The organism is Desulfuromonas soudanensis (assembly GCF_001278055.1).
GTDB lineage: Bacteria > Desulfobacterota > Desulfuromonadia > Desulfuromonadales > WTL > Deferrimonas > Deferrimonas soudanensis.
In genome coordinates this window covers 2,794,258-2,811,311 of record NZ_CP010802.1, presented here as the reverse complement: position 1 = coordinate 2,811,311, position 17,054 = coordinate 2,794,258, and the positions used below count along the sequence as shown (strand labels likewise).

Sequence of the window (17,054 nt, the reverse complement as noted above, 5' to 3'; positions counted from 1 at the left end):
GGTATACTGAAAGTGCAAACCGTTTGCGCCGACGGGGAGGTGTCCATGGCTGCCAACGAGGAAATCCTCCGCAGGCTGGGGGAACTGGACGGTCTCTATGCAAAGGATCCCGAACGCTTTGAGGTCCTGGCCCGGGAGCTCATCGAAAGCGTCATCGCCGATTTCCCCCCCGAGGACCAGCCACGGGCCAGGGGGCTGCAGTTCGTCGTCGATTCGCGGCTGGCACTGCATTCAAATCCCCTGGGGCGGATGGTTGAGATGATGGACATGCTCTGGGAGTCCGTGGACCGCCTCGTCGCGGCGCTCAACGACCCCTGGTCCGTTTGCGAGGAGCGCCAGCAATGCCGCTCCCAATCGCGGATTATCCCTTTTCCGGTTTCACGGCAGAAACATTGAAGGGTTTCCTTCCGGTTCGGGTACAAAAAAGCCCCGCGCAAATGCGCGGGGCTTTTTTTGTTTCACTATGGGGCGATCGTCTTACTTAGATCTTCCGCACATTGGAGGACTGGGGGCCTTTCTGGCCCTGAGTCACTTCAAAGGAAACGCGATCGCCTTCAGCGAGGGATTTGAATCCTTCGCCCTGGATTTCGGAAAAGTGAACGAAAACGTCAGGACCGTTGTCCTGCTCGATGAAACCAAACCCTTTTGCGTCGTTGAACCACTTGATAGTGCCTTCAGCCATTTTCTTTGCTCCATGTTCCCCGAGGGAACCTTTTAGTACTGCAAGTCCGAATCGCTGCTGATAGCACAAACATGAGCCGAGACGGGCTCTCATGCTTTCCTTCTGATCGACACTCTGTCGATCTGTTGGGCGAAAAATATGCAGACCTGCACAATGTCGAGCACCCTATCACAGCCGGGATGGACGGCGCAAGGCTTATTATTCTTTTCTTGATTTTCAGTCGCAAACCTGGTTGCGCCCCGCTTTTTTCGCCCGGTAGAGAGCCTGGTCGGCCGCCTTGAGCACCTGGCTGCTGGCCCCCCGCTGACCGGTCTTCTCGGCGGCGCCGATGCTGATGGTCACGCTCAGGGTCTTTTCCCTGGGGGGGGAAGGGCGGGGACGGGCCGGCTTTTTCTTCGGACGGTCCTTGCCGCGGTGGTGAAAGCGGGCGCCGGCAACGGCCTCGCGCAGCGCTTCGAGGTGGGGGAGGGCTTCCTCCACGGCCTTGCGGGGAAAGATCACGGAAAACTCCTCGCCGCCGTAGCGAAAGGCCTTTCCTCCGCCGGTGACGGCGGCCAGGCGTCCGGCCACCATGCGCAACACCTGGTCGCCGACGTCGTGCCCGTGCTTGTCGTTGAACTTCTTGAAATGATCGATGTCGACCATGGCCAGAGTATAGCGGCTGCCGAGCCGGGCGAGGGCCTCGTTGAGCGCGCGGCGCCCCGGAAGGCCGGTGAGGTCGTCACGATAGGCCATGGCGTGGGAGTTCTCGATGACCCCGACGACCAGAATGAAACCGGCTGCCGCCAGATGCAGGGTCGGGGAGGGCACGCTGGTAAGAGCGATGGGCATCGCCAGCAACGCCCAGAGAAAGCCCCCCTCGAGGGGGGCGGGGTTGCGATAGAAGCGGAAGGCCAAAACGAGCAGGGCGAGGGCAAAGGCGGCCAGGGCCGGCTGGGCCAGAGGGAGGCGGTCGAGAAAGGGGAGGTGGACGAAGTCGCTTTCCAGCCAGGCGGTGGCACGTATCATAGGACGGGCGGCGAGCCAGGCCCCGGCGGCAAGTTGCGTCAACAACACCCCCAAAACCAGGGCGCCGCGCCGGTTCACCAACCCGCGCTCGGCCAGCAGGGCGACCCCGAGGAGATTGAGGGGGAGGGCGCAGGCCAGGGCGTTGTGGACGAAGGGGGCGGCGGCGCCGCGGAGGCCGAGAAGGGCGTCGGCCATCGCCAGTAGCAGCAGGGCGAAGATCAGTCGGGTGGAATTGAAGCGCCAGCCGAGAATGAGTCCGACGCCGAGAACGGCGGCGGGGAAGACGCTCAAGTAAGGGGCAAGGGGAGGGAATTGGGGGGCGACAGAGAGGCCGAGGACGGCGGCGGCAAAGAGGAGGCCGTTGGGGAGGAGAAAAGGATAGATCAGCCGGGAAAGGAAAAAGCGCAAGGACTCTAGACTCCCAAGAAAGCCGACGGGCGATCAGTGCCGGCCATGATACCCCTGTGTATTTATTTCCGGTGCGTGCGACCGCGGCAGACGCAACAGGCCGGCCCGTTGCCGGCCGGCCTGTTGCCGCGAAGGGAAAAGGGCCGGGGGATCAGTCGAGGAGGTCGACGATCTCGGCGGCCATTCCGGTGTAGCTGGCCGGGGTCATCTCCAGGAGCCGTTCCTTGTCGGCGCGATCCAGGTCCAGACCCTGAATGAAGGCGCGGATGGTGTTTTTGTCCATGACGTTGCCCCGGGTCAGTTCCTTGAGTTTTTCGTAGGGCTTCTCGATGCCGGCCTTGCGCATCACCGTCTGGATCGGCTCGGCGAGGACCTCCCAGGCCTGATCAAGATCGGCGGCGAGCTTCGCCTCGTTGAGCTTGAGTTTGCCAATCCCCTTGAGGGCCGAGCTGTAGGCGATCATGCTGTAGCCGAAGCCGACCCCCATGTTGCGCAGCACCGTCGAGTCGGTGAGGTCACGCTGCAGCCGGGAGACGGGGAGCTTGGCGGAGAGGTGGCCGAAGATGGCGTTGGCCAGGCCGCAGTTCCCCTCGGAGTTTTCGAAGTCGATGGGATTGACCTTGTGGGGCATGGTCGAGGAGCCGATCTCCCCCTTGACGGTCTTCTGGCCGAAATAGGCCATGGAGATGTAGGTCCAGACGTCGCGGTTGAAGTCGGTGAGGATGGTGTTCCAGCGGGAGAGGGCGTCGAACATCTCAGCCATGTAGTCGTGGGGCTCGATCTGGGTGGTGAAGAGGTTCTGCTTCAGCCCCAGGTCGGTTTCGATCACCCCGCGGGTCAGGGCGACCCAGTCGACCTGCGGGTAGGCGCTGAGATGGGCGTTGAAGTTGCCGACGGCGCCGTTGAGCTTGCCGAGGATATCCACGGCGGCGAGGCTGTTGCTTTGCCTCTGCAGGCGCGCGGCGAAGACCGCCAGTTCCTTGCCGAGGGTGGTCGGCGAGGCGGTCTGTCCGTGGGTGCGGGCGAGCATCGGCACGTCGCGAAACTGGCGGGCCAGGGCCGAGATCCCGGCGATGATCTGCCTCTGCTGGGTCGCCAGGGCGGCGAGGCCGTCCTTGAGCATCAGGGCGTGGGAGAGGTTGTTGATGTCCTCGGAGGTGCAGGCGAAGTGGATAAACTCGGAGAGATCCTCCAGGGACGTCCCGTCGAGCTCTTCCTTGAGATAGTATTCCACCGCCTTGACGTCGTGGTTGGTGACGGCCTCGATCGCCTTGATCTTCTCCCCTTCGGCCGGGGTGAAGCGCGCGACGATGGCGCGCAGCGCCTCCTCTTCGGCCTCGCTCACCGGGCGGCATTCGGGGATTCCGGGCTCGGCGCACAGGGCCAGGAGCCAGGCGATTTCCACCCGGACCCGGTTGCGCAAAAGGGCATATTCGGAAAAACATTCGGTCAGTGCGGTGACCTTCGATGCGTATCGCCCGTCAATGGGGCTGATGGCCGTGATCATGGCGATCTCTCCTTGGCTTGTGATTGGCCGGCAATATAGCCCAAGCGGCGGCGGTTCTGCAAATCTAAATGCGTAGCGCCGGATCGGTTCTTTTCTCCCCCTTCTCTCCCCGGCCCGGCCGGGACGCCCCCTGGACCGAACCTGTGGCTGAAAACCGCCATACCTGGTTTATTTTGGCCGAATCGGGCCGGGGGATTTCATCCCCATGTCTCCCTCTATTCAAAAAATAAGAACGATTTTTGTTTGTCAGTAATTTTTAACATGTCCGGACGGATATTTTTGCCGGGCGGTACGGGAGGGAGCAGGATATATAAAACGGCGGATTTTTTGCCGGTCGAAGGAGTCGCGAAGGTGACTGCACAGGCCAGGTTCCCCGACTCCCGTTCTGCGGCGGATTCCGAGGGGTCCGGAACCGCTTTCCCATGCGGGGGGCATTCGTCCTTCTCCGGAACTTGCCGGACGTCGCAAGTCGGGTGCCAAAATCAAAACTTTGTTTTGTAATTACCGTCGGTGGCATTCTTGTTGCTATGCCCTCCCTGCGACCGGCGTTCTGTCATGATCCTTTTCCCCGCAGCGTTTTTTTGCTCCTGACCCCTGACCCGGGCCGTGCCGCCGCCGAATACCCCCTCCCAAGGAAGGAGACTTTACAGCCGATGTTCGAAAAACTGGACCGATATCTTGAGTACTTCAGCACCACCGTGATGGTGGTCACCATGTCCGTGGCGACGCTGGTGGCCTTCTTCAACGTGGTGCTGCGCTATGTCTTCAACATGTCGCTGACCTGGGCCGGGGAATTGACCTCCTACCTCTTCATCTGGAGCGCCCTCTTCGGGGCCGCCTACGGCTTCAAGATCGGCATGCATCTGGGCGTGACGGTGCTCATCCAGAAATTGCGGCCGAAAGTCGCCAAATGGGTCCTCTCCCTCTCCCTGCTGATCATCCTCGGCTACCTCCTCTGTCTGATGGTCTGGGGGTACGACTTCGTCATGTTCAATCACATGATGGAGATGGTCTCCGTCGATCTCGAACTCTCCTACTGGATCATCTATCTCTGCGTGCCGATCTCCATGGCCATTGCGTCCTACCAGGTCCTGCTCAAGCTGATCAAGACGCTGCGGGTCCCCGGTGATCAGTTCAGTTACGACATGGTCATGAAGGAGCACTAGACAATGGCGACTCTTCTCCTCTTCATTCTTCTCTTCGGCCTCCTCTTCATGGGGGTGCCGATCGCCGTGGCCCTGGGCCTTTCCACGACGCTGATCCTCCTCTTCTTCACCGATCAGCCGACCCTGGTCATCGCTTCCCAGATGTTCACCTCCCTCGACAAGTTCGCCCTGATGGCGATCCCCCTCTTCGTCCTGGCCGGGAACTTCCTCTCCCAGGGGGGAGCGGCAAAACGGATCATCCGCTTCGCCCGCTCGGTGGTCGGCCATCTCCCCGGCGGCCTGCCGATGTCGGCGATTTTCGCCTGCATCATCTTCGCCGCGGTGAGCGGCTCCTCGCCGGCGACGGTGGCCGCCATCGGCTCGATCATGATCGGCGCCATCAAGGAGGACGGCTACAGCAACTCCTTCTCCATCGGCTCCATCGTCTGCGCCGGCTCGTTGGGGATTCTCATCCCCCCCTCCATCGTCCTCATCGTCTACGGGGTCACCGTCGATCAGTCCATCGGCCGGCTCTTCATGGCCGGCGTGGTTCCCGGGATCCTCCTCGGCGGCGCGCTCATGGTCTTCACCTACATCGCGGCGGTTCGCGGCGGCTTCAAGAAGACGCAGCGCGCTCCCTTCTCCGAGGTCTGGGCCAGCTTCAAGGACGCCTCCTGGGGGCTTTTCGTCGTCGTCATCATCATCGGCGGAATCTACGGCGGTCTCTTCACCCCCACGGAAGCCGCCGCCGTTTCCGCCGTTTACGGCTTTCTGGTCGTCAAGTTCATCTACGGCGATCTCTCCTGGAAGCAGATTCCCGAGGTCATCAAGGGGTCGGCCTCCACGGCGGCGATGATCATGTTCATCATCGCCAACGCCATGGTGTTTGCCTACCTGCTGACCATCGAGCAGATCCCCCAGCAGCTGGCGGCCTGGATCATCGACATGAACCTCAACAAGGTCATGTTCCTTGTCGTCGTCAACGTCCTCCTCCTGGCGGCCGGCAACTTCATGGAACCTTCGAGCCTGATCATGATCATCGCCCCCCTCATCTTCCCGGTGGCGATGCAGCTCGGCATCGACCCGATCCACCTCGGAATCATCGTCACCGTCAACATGGAAGTCGGCATGCTGACCCCGCCGGTGGGACTCAACCTCTTCGTGGCCAGCGGCATTTCCGGGGAGAGTCTCGGCGAGGTGGTCAAGGCCGCCATCCCCTGGTTTTTCGTTCTGCTGGTCGGGCTGCTAGTCATCACCTACGTCCCGGCGATCTCCCTTTGGCTGCCGAATCTCATGTACGGCAGCTAGGTTCGCCCCCTAGGAAAATACGCGTCCAATCAGGATTCATCACCCAACAGAGGAGGAAAGCATGCGTCATCTCAAACTGCTCATGATCAGCCTGGTCGTTCTGCTCCTGGCGGTCGCCCCGGCCTTCGCCAAGAAGCCGGTCGTCATCAAGTTCAGCCATGTCGTCGCCGTCGACACCCCCAAGGGGCAGGCGGCCGAGTTTTTCAAGAAACTCGTCGAAGAGCGCTCCAAGGGCGACATCATCGTCGAGGTCTATCCCAACTCGTCGCTGTTCAACGACAACGACGTCATGACTCCGCTGATGACCAACGCCGTGCAGATGGCGGCGCCGAGCTTTTCCAAGTTCACCAAGTTCGCCCCCCAGTTGCAGCTCGTCGATCTCCCCTTCCTCTTTGACGACGCCGATCACCTGCACCGCGTTCTCGAGGGGAATGTCGGTCAGCAACTCAAGGATGCAGTCGGCAAAAAGGCTCTGGTCGGTCTCTCCTTCTGGGACAGCGGGTTCAAGCAGTTCTCCGCCAACAAGCCGATCCTCGTTCCCGAGGATGCCGCCGGACTGAAGTTCCGCATCATGTCCTCCAAGGTGCTCGAGGAGCAATTCAAGGTGGTCGGTGCCAATCCCCAGGTTCTCCCCTTTTCCGAAGTCTACAGCGCCCTGCAGCAGGGTGTGGTCGACGCCGCCGAGAACCCCCTTTCCAACTTCTACACCAAGAAGTTCCACGAAGTGCAGACCGACCTGACCCTGTCCAATCACGGCTACCTCGGCTACCTGGTGGTCACCAACAAGATGTTCTGGAAATCCCTCGACGACCAGCAGCGGGAACTCATCACCCAGGCCATGAAGGAAGCGACCGTCTACGGCAACAAGCTGGCCCTCGACATGGACATTACCTACCTGGAAAAGGTCAAGGAGTCGGGGAAAACCGCGGTTCATGAACTGACCCCCGCCCAGCGCAAGCTCTGGAAGGCGAAGATGGTCGCCATCTATCCCGAGTTCTATGACACGATCGGCAAGGATCTGATCGACGGCGCCATCGCCGAAGGAAAGTAACGATCGTTTGGGTCACGGAGAAAAGGGAGGCCTGGCCTCCCTTTTCTTTGGCCGGGCCCTGCTCCCGGCGAGGGATGGTAGACTGGAAGGGGAACGATTCGTCTCAAGGAGAGCGCCATGCTGCCCAATTACCGTAATATCCTCATTGCCACCGATCTCACCTCGAATGCGGTGCATGCCTTCAAGCATGCCGTGATGATGGCCCGGCGCAACAATGCCCGACTGCACCTCCTCCACGTCGTCCCCGAGGTCGACGCGGCGGTGCGCACGTACGTTTCGACCGTCATGGGAGCGGGGAGCCTTGCCCATTTCGAAAAACAGCATGAGGACGAGGCCCGGGACGAAATGAAGAAAAGGCTGGAAACCTTTGCCCGGGAAGAACTCGCCGATCATCCCGAGGATCTCGACCGGATTGCCGGCATCGAAGTTCTCCATGGTCATCCCGTCGCCCAGATCCTCCTCGAGGCCGATCGGATCGAGGCTGACGTCATCATCCTCGGCACCCATGGCAAGGGGGCGGTGGAATACACCTTTCTCGGCAGTGTCGCAGAAAAGGTGCTGCGCAAGTCGACGCGCCCGGTTTTCGTGGTGCCGCTGACGCCCTGAACAGGGCAGCCTATAAGCGGCGATGAGGATTTTTCGTAACTAGTCAGCACCTAAGCGAACGCATTTTGTCTGCAGCCATTGCCTGCGTCCAACGTTGTCACTTAACTTCCCGCAAGCAACAGCTGCAGCCCACATGCTGTGCTATTGAGTAAGGGAAACGAATAGTTACGATTTTTCTTGAAAAAGGCTCAGGGGAAAAAGGGAGAGGCCCTTTTCCCCTGGGCCTTTTTTTATGACATCGATTCAGCAGGAAGCCGGAATGGCCTGAATGCAGGGCAGGGGATGCAGCCCGCCCCTTTTCTGCGGTTTGCAGCGCCCTTCCCCTGTGGTAATCTGGCCGCCTGTCTTCATCCGCTGCAGCACCTGGAGGAGGGTCTTTTGGAAGAAGTCGTCAGGATCATTCTGGTTTCGGGGAAGTCGGCGGTGGAACTGGGGCTCTACGTCCTCCTGCCGGTGATGGTGGTGATGATGGCGCTGATGAAGGTGGTGGAGGCCAAGGGGGGGCTCGCCCTGGTCGCCCGCCTCCTCACCCCGATCCTCAGGGTTTTCGGCATCCCCGGCGCCGGGGCCTTCGCCATTCTCCAGCTCTTGCTTGTCAGTTTCGCCGCTCCGCTGGCCACCCTGTCGATCATGGAGAGGGACGGCACGGCCCGGCGCTCCATCGCCGCCACCCTGGCGATGATCTTTACCATGAGCCAGGCCAACGTCGTCTTCCCCATGGTGGCGGTGGGGCTCGACCTGAGCATCATCGTCCTCACGTCCCTGGCCGGAGGGCTCTGCGCCGCGGCCCTCACCTATTATCTCTTCGCCCGCTCGGCCCGCGACCACGATCCTTCGGTGGTCGGGATTCTCCCTCCCGAGAAACCGAAGTGGGCCTCGTCGCCACTGACGCTGATGATTCAGGGGGGGCAGGAGGGGGTGCAGATCGTTCTCGGCGCCATTCCGATCCTGGTCCTGGCCATCTGCCTGGTCAACGGCCTCAAGGGGATCGGCGCCCTCGCCCTCCTCGAAGAATTCCTCTCGCCGGCCCTGGGAGCCATCGGCCTCCCGGCGGTGGCGGTGCTGCCGATCGCCACCAAATTTCTCGCCGGGGGGACGGCGATGATGGGCGTCACCCTCGATCTCCTAAAGGAGGGGGCGATGACCGTGACCGAATTCAACCGCCTCGCCGGTTTCATCATCAATCCCTTCGATATCGTCGGAGTGGCGGTGCTGATCTCGGCCGGCAGCCGCTGCGCCTCGGTGGTCCGCCCGGCGGTCGCCGGCGCGACGGTCGGGGTGCTGATCCGCGGCATTCTTCACCTGCTTATTTTTTGATCGGACAACAGAAAGGGCAAAGCGAGACCGCCGCAATCTGCAGGAAGAGGAGGGAAATAAGAGGGAAAAAGGAGATGAATTGCGGGGTTGAAAAGGGTGCGGCATGGTGTATTCTGAAAACATCCTCATGGAGGTTCGTCTAAAAAGACGGACCCTCCGGGGGAGGCATCGATGCGGAAATGAAATCGAAAAATTCAGGATAGGATTCAACGGCCCTGGAGGCCCAGTAAAATATTGCTGGACGCTTTGCAGGGTTTGACGCCTGGCCGGCAGGAAGATGGGCCGCCGGAAATATTCCTGAAAGGAGGGCTGAAAAATGAGGGAAATAAAGGTTCTCTTCCTGGATTTCGACGCCGTTCTCAACACTGCCGCGACACTGGAGAGGGGGGAACTCTTTGAACGCACCAACGTCGAGGCCCTCAACGCCATCCTCGACAGCACCGATGTCAGTATCGTCGTCACGTCCATGTGGCGGATCGCGGCGACGTGCCAGGAGTTGGAAACCCTGCTCGTCGAAGCGGGAGTCCACGCCACCAACCGGGTCGTCGGCGCGACGCCCTGTCTGGAGAATTGCCAGCGGGGGGCGGAAATCAGGGAGTGGCTGAAGCAGACCTCCGAGCCGGTGATGGGTTTTGTGATCCTCGACGATCGAAACGACATGGAAACCTGCTACCGGCATCTGGTGAGAACCGATCCGCGCTACGGCCTGGTCCCCTCCCAGTTCAATGAGGTCGTCGACCGGCTGGCGATGGATATCGGCGACACGCAAATCTGAAGGGCGCCCGCCGCCCGTCCTCGTCCGGTCCAATTTGCGGATCTGTCGCACCCAATTTTTCCCTTCCCTCCCCCCGGCAAAATCCTCCCCCATCCGTTTTGTCCCTCCACTTTTTTATGCGCCCGAATAAGTCGGCACCCTATATGCAATTTCATCGAACAACTTCAATGGAGGTGCACCTGTGAAAAAAATTGCTCTGGTTGTGGATGACGAACCGTTGATTCGGCGGCAGGTTGCCGAGATCCTAGTAGATTACGGCTTCGACGAGATCGTCGAGGGGGGAAACGGCGCCGAGGCCATTGCCCTGGCCGAGGCAAAAAAGCCGTTGTTGATCATCATGGATGTGTCGATGCCCGGTCTCGACGGCATCACCGCTGCCGATAAAATAGGCAAAACCCTCTCCTCTCCCATTGTCATGCTCACCGGGACGGGGGATGCGGCGACCATCGAGCGGGCGCGGCTGGCGGGAGTGATGAACTACGTGATGAAACCGTTCCGGGCCGAGCAGGTCTACGCCGCCGTCGACCTGGCGATTCACCAGTACGTCGAGGTCTCGAGTCTCCGCGACGAGGTCGCCAAACTCAAGGAGGCCCAGGAGACCCGCAAGCTCGTCGACAAGGCCAAGCTCCTCCTGATCAAACAGGGTCTCAGCGAGCCGGAGGCCTACCGGCGCATGCAGAAGATCGCCATGGACAAGCGCAAGAGCCTCAAGGAAGTGGCCGAGGCCATTCTCCTCATGGAGGGATAACGGCGATGGAAGCGACCCCGATGAACCTCTGCAACCTCCCCCCCTGGGCCATCGCTTCCCGGCACTTTAACGGCAATCCCCAGACCCTCGAGATCCAGGGGGTGCGCCGCGCCAACCGCCTCCTCTTCGAGCGCCTGGCTTCCCTCGATGCCCCGGAGGAGCGGGGCGCCCTCTTTCACGATTACATGGATGTCACCTTCCAGCTCCACCAGTGGGAGAGGGAGGCTTCGGTCATGGGGCGCAAGAGCCTCAAAAACAGCTATCTGCGTTTTTTGCGGGGGTGGATGTTCGACTCCAACTCCCTCGAAGGCGCCGTCCTCAAGGGGTGGGTCGAAAGCCGCCTCGGCCTCCCCCCCACCTTTCACGGCGAGGCGATCGACACGGTCCACTCGGAGGCTTATTACCGCTACACCGTCGGCCGGATGAAGGGATCGGCGCGCACCAGCGCCATCCTCGCCCAGTTCGACGTCCTCTACGAATACGTCCAGGAGGAGCTGCGCCGGCTCCTGCCGCAGGAGACTCACCTGCGGCTCTACCGGGGGATCAACGACTTCTCCGAGCACCGCATCATCGAGGAACTGGGGAAAAACCGCTGTCTGGTGCGCCTCAACAACCTCAACTCCTTCACCACCGATTTCGAGCGGGCCTGGGAGTTCGGCACCCGGGTTCTCGCGGCCGAGGTGCCGCTGGTGAAGATCTTCTTTCGCGGCGATCTTCTGCCCCGCTCTCTCCTCAAGGGGGAAGGGGAGGTGCTGGTCATCGGCGGGGAGTACGAGGTGAAGGTGCTCACGGGGGGATGAGGATGCATGCTTCAACCACAGAGGCACGGAGACACAGAGCAATGAAAAACCGAGTCTTCGAGGTAAATGTGCCAATCTGGAAAATATCCTGAAAAGGGAGGATCGAATAAGGTCCAGAGGGCCGTTGCTTCATCTGACCCGTTTTTTTGGCGTTCCTCTGTGTCTCTGTGGCTCTGTGGTAATGGGATACTATGACCAGTACTGATGAAATCTACTCTCGTGCCCGCGCCGCTTTTCTCGGACTGGCCGTCGGCGACGCCCTCGGGGCGACCACCGAGTTCATGACGCCTTCGGAGATCCGCGCCGTCTTTACGGTCCATAAAAAGATCGTCGGCGGCGGCTGGCTCTATCTCAAGGCGGGGCAGGTGACCGACGACACCGAGATGTCCCTGGCCCTCGGCCGGGCCCTGATTGCGGCGCAGGGGTGGGATCTGACGGGGATTGCCGACAACTTCGTCGCCTGGATGCGTAACAAGCCGGTGGACATCGGTTCGACCTGCCGCCGCGGCATTCGCGACTACATGACCCGGGGGCAGCTGCAGACCCCGCCCAACGAATGGGACGCCGGCAACGGCGCAGCGATGCGGATGGCGCCGGTCGCCCTCTTCACCCTCGGCGACGAGGCCCTGCTGCAGCGCTGCGCCCTGGAGCAGGCCCGTCTGACCCACAACCACCCCCTCTCCGACGCCGCCTGCATCGCCATCGGCACCCTGGTGCACCGGGCGCTGCTCGGCTGCGACCGCTTCGAGCTTCATGCCGTCACCCGCGACCTGGTGGCGCGTTTTTCCACTTTTCGCTTCAATAATTACAAGGGGCTCTCCGGCTCCTACGTGGTCGATACCTTGCAGACCGTCTTTCACCATCTCTTCACCACCGCCGATTTCGAGGAATGCCTGGTCGGCGTGGTGAATCAGGGGGGGGACGCCGACACCACCGGAGCCATCGCCGGGATGATCGCCGGCGCCTTCTACGGCCTTGACGCGATTCCGCCGCGTTGGCTCAAAAAGCTCGATGGCGCGGTGCGCGACGAGGCGACGGCCCAGGCCGAGGAGCTGCTGCGCCTTTCCCCCTGGGGCCTATGCCGCCCCTGAGTCCTACTCCAGGCAATATTTGAAAAACCGGACACAAGGAGGTGTCCGGCAAGGCAGGCAACGAAGCCCGCAGGGAGATCCCCTGCGGGCTTTTTCAACCCAAATCACCCCCAAAGGAGGGACGAACGATGTCCGGACAAAAAAAGGATGGGCTCCTGATCCCCATCAATGAGGTCGCCGAGCTGTTGCAGACCACCCCCCTGAACGTGCTGATGCATATCAAGCGGGGGATGCTCGTCGGATCCGAGGAGGAGGGGACCTGGTCGGTCGACGCCCGGAGCCTGGACGCCTTTCGCGCCGTCCGGGAAGGGGCCGACAAGACCCTCTGCCGCAGCGGCTGCTCCAAAACAGGGGGCTGCGCCTCCTGTTCCTGAAGAGGAAATCCGGCAGCAAAATCCACAAGGAGTCGCCCATGGGTGTCCAAATCAAGCCCTCCGATCTGCAGTACCGCTATCCGAAGAACAAGGCGCAGCGGGAGTCCCCCAAGTTCAGCGGCAAGCCCGATCCCCGCCCCTTCGACCGGGACGATCTTTACGAGGTCATCCCCATGTTCGAGGCGGTCATGAATGATCTCGGCACCGCCGACGGACAGGTATTGCACCGTCTCGAAGAAATTCTCAATGCCGGCGTGCCGCGCTTCGTCGAGAGTCGCGAAGATGTCTACGACTGCCTCTTCTGGACGATGCGCGACCTGCTCGGTCCGGAGGAGACGGGGTGAGGGAGATCCGGGGGGATCTCTGGGATTATCTCGGCCTCGCCGTGGTGGTCATCACCACCGGCGGCGCCGTCAGTCGGCGGGGGGAGTGCGCCATGCCCCGCGGCTGCGCCCGCCAGGCCAAAGAGCGCTTCCCCGAGCTGCCGGCCGTCCTCGGGGCGCTGATTCTGCAGGAGGGGAATCATGTCCACGCTCTCGGTTACGGCCTGGTGAGCTTTCCCGTGGAGAACTCCCCCTACGAGATGCCGGGGTTGGGGATGATCGAGCGCTCCTGCGCCGAGCTTGTGACGCTCGCCGACGCCCGTTCGTGGCCGACCGTGGTCGTCCCCCGGCCGGGGTGCGGCGGCGGCGGGCTGCAGTGGCCGGAGGTGCAGCCGATTCTGGCGCGCCATTTCGACGGGCGCTTTTTGATCATCAGCGAAAAGGAGTGACATTGTGAGACGGGTCAAAAACGGCGATACGGTGAGCATCCGCTACATCGGCACCCTCGACAACGGACGGATCTTCGACAGCACCGAGGATGCGGGGGCGCTCCGCTTCACTCTCGGCGCCGGCGAGGTCTTTCCCGCCCTCGAGGCGGCGGTTTGCGGTCTGGCCGTCGGCGAGGCGAAGAACGTGCTGATTCCGGCCTCAGAAGCCTACGGTCCGCGGCGAAAGGAAAACATGAAAGTCTTCCGACGAGAGCGCCTCCCCGCCGGTTTCGAACCGAAGGTCGGCCAAACGATGCAGATCCGCCTCGGCAGCGGCGAGGAGTTGGTGATGCGGGTGGTTTTGGTCGACGAAAAAGAGGTGACTCTCGACGGCAACCACGCCCTGGCCGGGCTCGACCTGACCTTCGCCCTGCAGGTCGAGAAGATCGAGTAGACTTTGCAGATTTCGACGCCGAGGGGTCGAAACCCCGCGCCGCCCCGGCCCCTCCGATTCTCCATGCTGCTGTAATCGTTGAGCGGAAAATCCGATTCCGAGCTCTCGAAAATATCCCTATCGCCCGGCGTCGAACTCGACTATAGTTTGCCGTCTGCGCCCCCTTTTTCGGCTTTGCCGCAAGGGGGTGCTTTTCGTTGCAGGGAGGTCGGATGGGGATTGAAACGACGGCGGATGTGCGCGCCCGGCTGATCGCCGGGAACCGGCAGGAATACGGCGAGGGGTACGAGGCCCTGAGATTTCCTTCTCCCGACGAGGCGCAGCGGGCAACCGAGCGCCGTGAAGGAGTGCTCTCCGGTCTAAAGGGGCGCGTGGAGAGCGGCTTCGGCGGCACCAAGCTCGACTGCGCCGACCTCTCTCCCGGCTGCCGGATCTGCACCGAGGGGGGCTGGTCCTGCCTCTTCATCAGCGGCCGCTGCAATTGCAGCTGTTTCTACTGCCCCACCTCCCAGGATGTCACGGGAGTGCCGACCACCAACGCCGTGGAATTCCGCACGCCCGCCGACTATGTCGGCTATCTGGAGCGTTTCGCCTTCGCCGGCGCCAGCATCAGCGGCGGCGAACCCCTCCTCACCCCGGCGCGCACCCTCGCCTTCGTCACGGCGATCAAGAAACGCTTCGGCGACGGACTCCACCTCTGGCTCTACACCAACGGCACCCTGGTCGACGGCGAGATCCTCGCCCGGCTCCGCGATGCCGGCCTCGACGAGATTCGCTTCGACATCGGCGCCACCGACTACCATCTGCACAAGCTGCGTCTGGCCGTCGGCGTCATCCCCACCGTCACCGTCGAGATTCCCGCCGTCCCCGAAGATCTCCCGCTCCTCAAAGAACGGATGATCGAGATGAGAGAAGCCGGCGTCGATTACCTCAACCTCCATCAGCTTCGGCTGACCTCCCACAACTACCCCCACCTCGCTGCGCGCGATTACACCTTCCTTCACGGCGAGAAGGTCACCGTCCTCGACTCCGAGCTTGCCGCCCTCGAGCTCCTGAACTTCTCCATCGATCGAAAACTCGGCCTGCCGGTCAACTACTGCTCCTTCGTCTACAAGAACCGCTACCAGGGTCGCGCCGGGCGCCTGCGCAACGCCCCCTTCCTCCTCAAGGGGCATGAAGTCCTCACCGGCAACGGCTACATCCGCACCCTGACCCTTCTCGGCGCTCCCGAAGCCGTCGCACGGCAGGGGGAGATCTTCCGCGAGATGGGGGGAGATTCCGCCCTCTGGAATTCCGGGACCACCAAGGAGCGGCTCCTCTTCAGCCCGCTCCTCTGGCCCCTGGTGGAGTTCGGCGACTGCCGCCTCCTGATCGGTTACGCGGCGGCCCGGCAGCTTTCGGCCATGACCTATCGCAATCCTTACGTCTCCGTCAGAGTCGGCGAAAGCAAACAGGTCGTCATCGAACGGTCCCGGATCGGACGAGAGTTCGAACTTTCCGACGGCGAAATCGCCGCCTTCGCCGGGGCGTTTCTCGGTGAGGGCAGGGGCCAGGGTGGGGTATTCGAGGGGACACTCTCGGAACTTGCCGGGTACGAACGGACCCCCGAGGGGTTGCAGGACTATTACTGACCGCAGGGTCTGGCTTAATTTTTAATTGTAGGAGCGCCTTTAGGCGCGATAGATCGCGGCTGAAGCCGCTCCTACAGGGAACCCTGTCACCAATCTCAAAAAACAATATTGCCCAAAAGCACCGAGACATTATCGGAACCATTATTCGCCACGACTAAATCGAGGGTTCCGTCGCCATTCAGGTCGCCCATGGCCACGGAATAAGATCCAATTCCTGTACCGTAATCGACTGCGGCCGTAAAGCTCCCTTGGCCGTTGCCCAGAAGCACAGAGACACTACCAGCATATATATTCGCTGTGGCTAGATCGATGATACCGTCGCCATTCAAATCGCCCATGGCCACGGAAGGAGCACGTTCAACACTATAATCGACTACCGCCGCAAAGGTGCCGTCGCCGTTGCCCAAACTCACAGAGATATTCTCTGAATACTCGTTCGTTCCGGCTAGGTCGAGGTCTCCGTCACCGTCCAGGTCGCCCATGACCACGGAAAAAGGTCTACTTCCAATGCCGTAGCCGTAATCGACCTTCGCCGCAAAGCTCCCGTCGCCGTTGCCCAGAAGTACAGAGATATTATCTGAAATACGGTTCGCTACCGCCAGGTCGAGGATGCCGTCGCCGTCCAGGTCGCCCAGAGCCACGAAACATGATCCACTTCCTGCCACGAAATCGACCGCCGCCGCAAAACTTCCGTCGCCGTTGCCCAGAAGCACCGAGACTTTATCGGAAAGACTGTTCGCTACAACCAAGTCAAGGTCTCCATCCCCATCAAGGTCGCCCATGGCCACGCAATAAGGTCCTAATCCTGCGTCATAAACGACCGCCGCTGCAAAACTCCCGTCGCCGTTACCCAGAAGTACCGAGACTTTATTGGAAAGACCGTTCGCTACTACCAGGTCAAGGTCTCCGTCGCCATTAAGGTCGCCCATGGCCAAGGAAAAAGGACCCTCCCCCGCGCCATAATCAACCGTCGCCGCAAAACTTCCGTCGCCGTTGCCAAGAAGCACGGAGACATTATCAGAACCATTATTTGCTACAGCCAGGTCGAGGTCTCCGTCGCCATTAAGGTCGCCAATGGCAAGGGACAAAGGTCTACTTCCTGCGGCGTAGGTGACCGCTGCCGCAAATGCTTCATCGCTGGCTGTCGGCTCGGTGTTGTCTCCTCCGCCACAACCTGACAAAATAAATAAAAAAATTATTAAAACAGCTAAACAACGCATCCTCTCCTCCTCCTTTGATTAAATTGTTATTCGGATAAATACACCCATTGTCAAAAGCGAAGACAGGTGTCAGCGTTCTCCACTAAGCAGACTACGATGGAAGGGGGCAACGCTATCTTCGGCAACCCGGCTATCTCTAAAAAAGTCCGTGGTGTCGGTTGGATTCTCGAGATGGTGT

At 61.1% G+C, this 17,054-nt stretch carries 19 protein-coding genes; 15 read left to right on the top strand and 4 right to left on the bottom strand.

Annotated elements, in window-relative coordinates:
* The first annotated feature begins 45 nt into the window (after nt 1–45).
* A complete protein-coding gene (locus DSOUD_RS12665) occupies nt 46–396 on the top strand; it encodes a DUF3135 domain-containing protein (RefSeq protein ID WP_053551355.1) in 351 nt (116 codons plus the stop codon).
* Between the two features lie 85 nt (nt 397–481).
* Here the strand turns inward: DSOUD_RS12665 and DSOUD_RS12660 are convergent, their stop codons facing one another.
* The 3 genes from DSOUD_RS12660 to purB form a co-directional block, all read right to left on the bottom strand.
* Entirely contained in the window at nt 482–682 is a 201-nt protein-coding gene (locus tag DSOUD_RS12660) for a cold-shock protein (protein WP_053551354.1), read from the bottom strand.
* Nucleotides 683–898: 216 nt separating this feature from the next.
* Entirely contained in the window at nt 899–2,098 is a 1,200-nt protein-coding gene (locus tag DSOUD_RS12655; RefSeq protein WP_053551353.1) for a GGDEF domain-containing protein, read from the bottom strand.
* Between the two features lie 151 nt (nt 2,099–2,249).
* Nucleotides 2,250–3,605, bottom strand: a complete 1,356-nt coding sequence (gene purB / locus DSOUD_RS12650) for an adenylosuccinate lyase (protein ID WP_053551352.1) — start codon at nt 3,603–3,605, stop codon at nt 2,250–2,252.
* Between the two features lie 653 nt (nt 3,606–4,258).
* Between purB and DSOUD_RS12645 the strand changes: the two genes are divergently transcribed.
* From DSOUD_RS12645 to DSOUD_RS12580, 14 genes are all read left to right on the top strand, one after another.
* The gene (locus DSOUD_RS12645; RefSeq protein ID WP_053551351.1) at nt 4,259–4,771 is read left to right on the top strand and encodes a TRAP transporter small permease; all 513 of its coding nucleotides are present in this window, start codon (nt 4,259–4,261) and stop codon (nt 4,769–4,771) included.
* Between the two features lie 3 nt (nt 4,772–4,774).
* On the top strand, nt 4,775–6,058 hold the full coding sequence (locus DSOUD_RS12640; RefSeq protein ID WP_053551350.1) for a TRAP transporter large permease: 1,284 nt from the start codon (nt 4,775–4,777) through the stop codon (nt 6,056–6,058).
* Between the two features lie 61 nt (nt 6,059–6,119).
* Nucleotides 6,120–7,109 carry a TRAP transporter substrate-binding protein gene (locus tag DSOUD_RS12635; RefSeq protein ID WP_053551349.1) on the top strand — a complete coding sequence of 330 codons (990 nt, stop codon included), beginning with the start codon at nt 6,120–6,122 and terminating at the stop codon, nt 7,107–7,109.
* A gap of 117 nt (nt 7,110–7,226) precedes the next feature.
* Nucleotides 7,227–7,715 (top strand): universal stress protein, encoded by a 489-nt coding sequence (locus DSOUD_RS12630; protein WP_053551348.1) that lies wholly within the window; start codon nt 7,227–7,229, stop codon nt 7,713–7,715.
* 378 nt (nt 7,716–8,093) lie between these two features.
* Nucleotides 8,094–9,032: a nucleoside recognition family protein gene (locus tag DSOUD_RS12625; RefSeq protein ID WP_053552387.1), complete on the top strand. Its 939-nt coding sequence runs from the start codon at nt 8,094–8,096 to the stop codon at nt 9,030–9,032.
* A 316-nt stretch (nt 9,033–9,348) separates the two neighbouring features.
* The gene (locus DSOUD_RS12620; protein ID WP_053551347.1) at nt 9,349–9,807 is read left to right on the top strand and encodes an HAD domain-containing protein; all 459 of its coding nucleotides are present in this window, start codon (nt 9,349–9,351) and stop codon (nt 9,805–9,807) included.
* Nucleotides 9,808–9,988: 181 nt separating this feature from the next.
* Complete coding sequence (locus tag DSOUD_RS12615) at nt 9,989–10,555, top strand: ANTAR domain-containing response regulator (protein ID WP_082351264.1); 567 nt, start codon at nt 9,989–9,991, stop codon at nt 10,553–10,555.
* 5 nt (nt 10,556–10,560) lie between these two features.
* Nucleotides 10,561–11,355: an NAD(+)--dinitrogen-reductase ADP-D-ribosyltransferase gene (locus DSOUD_RS12610; RefSeq protein ID WP_053551346.1), complete on the top strand. Its 795-nt coding sequence runs from the start codon at nt 10,561–10,563 to the stop codon at nt 11,353–11,355.
* A 191-nt stretch (nt 11,356–11,546) separates the two neighbouring features.
* Nucleotides 11,547–12,446: an ADP-ribosyl-[dinitrogen reductase] hydrolase gene (gene draG, locus DSOUD_RS12605; RefSeq protein WP_053551345.1), complete on the top strand. Its 900-nt coding sequence runs from the start codon at nt 11,547–11,549 to the stop codon at nt 12,444–12,446.
* Nucleotides 12,447–12,574: 128 nt separating this feature from the next.
* Nucleotides 12,575–12,820, top strand: coding sequence for a hypothetical protein (locus DSOUD_RS12600; RefSeq protein ID WP_053551344.1), 246 nt, complete (start codon nt 12,575–12,577; stop codon nt 12,818–12,820).
* 38 nt (nt 12,821–12,858) lie between these two features.
* The gene (locus DSOUD_RS12595; protein WP_053551343.1) at nt 12,859–13,164 is read left to right on the top strand and encodes a hypothetical protein; all 306 of its coding nucleotides are present in this window, start codon (nt 12,859–12,861) and stop codon (nt 13,162–13,164) included.
* Nucleotides 13,161–13,592: a macro domain-containing protein gene (locus tag DSOUD_RS12590; protein ID WP_053551342.1), complete on the top strand. Its 432-nt coding sequence runs from the start codon at nt 13,161–13,163 to the stop codon at nt 13,590–13,592. Before DSOUD_RS12595 ends, DSOUD_RS12590 begins: the two co-directional genes overlap by 4 nt.
* Nucleotides 13,593–13,596: 4 nt before the next feature.
* Nucleotides 13,597–14,025: an FKBP-type peptidyl-prolyl cis-trans isomerase gene (locus tag DSOUD_RS12585; protein ID WP_053551341.1), complete on the top strand. Its 429-nt coding sequence runs from the start codon at nt 13,597–13,599 to the stop codon at nt 14,023–14,025.
* Nucleotides 14,026–14,237: 212 nt separating this feature from the next.
* On the top strand, nt 14,238–15,656 hold the full coding sequence (locus DSOUD_RS12580) for a radical SAM protein (protein ID WP_053551340.1): 1,419 nt from the start codon (nt 14,238–14,240) through the stop codon (nt 15,654–15,656).
* A gap of 95 nt (nt 15,657–15,751) precedes the next feature.
* Here DSOUD_RS12580 and DSOUD_RS12575 read toward each other — a convergent pair whose 3' ends face one another.
* The gene (locus DSOUD_RS12575; protein ID WP_082351263.1) at nt 15,752–16,876 is read right to left on the bottom strand and encodes an FG-GAP repeat domain-containing protein; all 1,125 of its coding nucleotides are present in this window, start codon (nt 16,874–16,876) and stop codon (nt 15,752–15,754) included.
* Between the last annotated feature and the right edge of the window lie 178 nt (nt 16,877–17,054).